General features: G+C 42.4%; 2 protein-coding genes. Both read left to right on the top strand.

The window, feature by feature from the left end; all coding sequences use genetic code 11:
* Positions 1-157 precede the first annotated feature (157 nt).
* On the top strand, positions 158-1,141 hold the full coding sequence (locus tag KKD20_05205) for an AlwI family type II restriction endonuclease (protein MBU4332488.1): 984 nt from the start codon (positions 158-160) through the stop codon (positions 1,139-1,141).
* The gene (locus tag KKD20_05200) at positions 1,138-1,917 is read left to right on the top strand and encodes a site-specific DNA-methyltransferase (GenBank protein MBU4332487.1); all 780 of its coding nucleotides are present in this window, start codon (positions 1,138-1,140) and stop codon (positions 1,915-1,917) included. The genes KKD20_05205 and KKD20_05200 overlap by 4 nt, the downstream gene beginning before the upstream one ends.
* Positions 1,918-2,378: the final 461 nt, after the last annotated feature.

Raw genomic sequence — 2,378 nt, 5'->3', positions numbered from 1 at the left:
CACTTCTTTACATTTAAATGCTTGTTTTTACCCCGTGGGTTGGGTAAACTTGGTTGTAGAAAAAACCCGCGGGGTTAAAACCACGACGCAAGATGCGTAAATAGTAAATGTCAAGTTATTTACGACGCACTACACTAGGTATTTGAGAAAGAGTGGGTTGTTCACTATCAATCGGGACCGGCTTACGGTAATTAGCGAAAAAGAAGGTCTTGTGAAATCCTTACTTGCGCAAACATGGAATTTGATTGGGGACGACGAATATTTAGACTATCTCTGGAATGATTCCACGCCAGTTCTGCCAAGTGATAATGAGGAATATTTAAAAGAACACCTATTGGCGACGCAAAAAAAAGAGCGAGAATTGGCGACGCAAATTGGGGCCATTCCACCTGTTGAGGCGACTGTTCCGACCAATCTGCTTCAATTAAAGCAGCAATCCCGGGTTGCAGAGGGAAACCTGCTTCGCCTTAAAGAAATGGAGTTTTATGGACGACAGAGCAAACCAGAACAAATTGACGATATACTTAACTTTTACGATTTAATCGCTCATCGGGAAATTCTAGGTGGGGAAGCGTATTATCCCGCATATCTTGAGTGGAATACATGGCGTGTTTTTCTTGCGATCAACACCATTGCAAATAAGCCGTACGAAGCTCGAGGGTTTAAAATTGACGAAGATTTGCAACCTGTCCATCATGCTCCTTGTAACCGTCCTGATATGGTCTTTGAATATGACGATTTCCTCCTCGTAACGGAGGTAACCCTGAGTGTGCGTGCAAATCAATGGAGTACCGAGGCCGAACCTGTTCCACGGCATGTCGCTAGAATTCAGTCAGAAAATGAGGGTAAAGAAGTATTTGGTTTATTCGTTGCCCCGCAGATTGATAATAACACGGTTTTAACCTTTTTTAATAACCGCCAATATTCTGTAGGTGAAAAGATTATCAAGTTAACAATTATCCCATTGACGGTCGACCAACTGAAAACTCTTTTAAATCTGTTCAAGTCGAAGCAGTTTTCAGTTGGCAAAATGAAAGTATTGTTCGGAACAATACAATCCTCAATGGGCGCCTCTGTGGATGCGCTCGCTTGGTACAAGGGGATTCCGAAAATTATTGGGGATTGGGGAACATCTTTATGAAAACAGATGTCCTTTACAATGAAGATTGTGTGACGGCACTAGATAGTTATATTGATCCAGCTACTATCGCTCTTGTGTTTGCAGACCCCCCGTATAACCTTTCCGGTAAAGGTCTTAAATGGAAAGGAAACAAAACTGGCGGCGACTGGTACATGGTTGATGAAAAGTGGGACAAAATGCCGGAAAAAGAATATTTTGAATTTACAAAAAAATGGATTAAAGCCTGCCATCGAGTTTTAAAAGAAGGTGGTTCGATTTACATCTCCTGCACTTATCATAATATCGGCGAGATTCTGGTGGCGCTAAAAGCGCTCGGGTTTAATGTAAATAACATAATAACCTGGCAGAAAACCAATGCCATGCCGAACATGACGCGGCGAGTCTTTACCCATTCAACAGAGTTCATTGTTTGGGCGGTTAAAGGCAAGCGGTGGACATTTAACTATCAGGACTTGAAAAAAGCGAATCCAGAAAAACAAAAGGACGGCTCATTAAAACAAATGCGAGACGTTTGGCCGCTTCCCCTTGTGCAGGGTAAAGAACGGCTTAGATGTAAAAATGGCCGTGCAATACACCCCACCCAGAAGCCGGAAGAAATGCTGAAGAGGATTATCCTCGCCTCATCCAATAAGGGTGATATTGTGCTTGATCCGTTTTTAGGAAGTGGCACCACTGCGTTTGTCGCAAAAAAACTTGGCCGGAAGTGGATAGGGGTCGAGAAGGAAAAAAGTTATTTAATGGCTGCCGAGCAGAGGATTTTTTCTATTAAGTCTTAAGCTCTCCGATGTTGTGATGCACTTTAGGGAGCGGGTGTGTCGGCGGAATATTGGGAGCGACTTATAGAAAGAAGAATTTTGATGTTGACTTAAATACAGAATACCGCGTCAGGCCTTTATATCTTGACCCGACAGAAAAAATTGACGAGTTACTGGTGTATTTCTCAGTTAGTTGGAAAAACGTTTTCAAGAAAAATTAAAGGTATCTATTGAGTAATGTAGTAAACATAAAGGCTGTTTATCGCTAATCGCGCGAAAAATTAGCCGATACCGAATCAGAACTTTCTGGTATAGCTTATGAACGTGGCGTTGATGGCAAAGGGTTTGCCAGATTGCGGAGTCAAGGTGATCAGGCTTTGTTTGGAGGTCGTACAACTTTGGACATGAAAAAGAAGTTGGGTGTTTCCCAAAAGCGTCCGTTAGCGGATTTTCTTCCAACAATTACAATCAAGGCCAAGGAT

This window comes from Patescibacteria group bacterium, assembly GCA_018896645.1.
In the GTDB taxonomy this organism is placed as follows: Bacteria; Patescibacteriota; Patescibacteriia; order UBA2591; family JABMQE01; genus JAHIMF01.
Note: the sequence above shows the minus strand (reverse complement) of the source record. Positions and strands in the feature narration are given on the sequence as shown.

Coding starts and splice junctions, on each gene's coding strand:
- KKD20_05200 (MBU4332487.1), top strand. CDS start 1,138: ATGAAAACAGATGTCCTTTACAATGAAGATTGTGTGACGGCACTAGAT.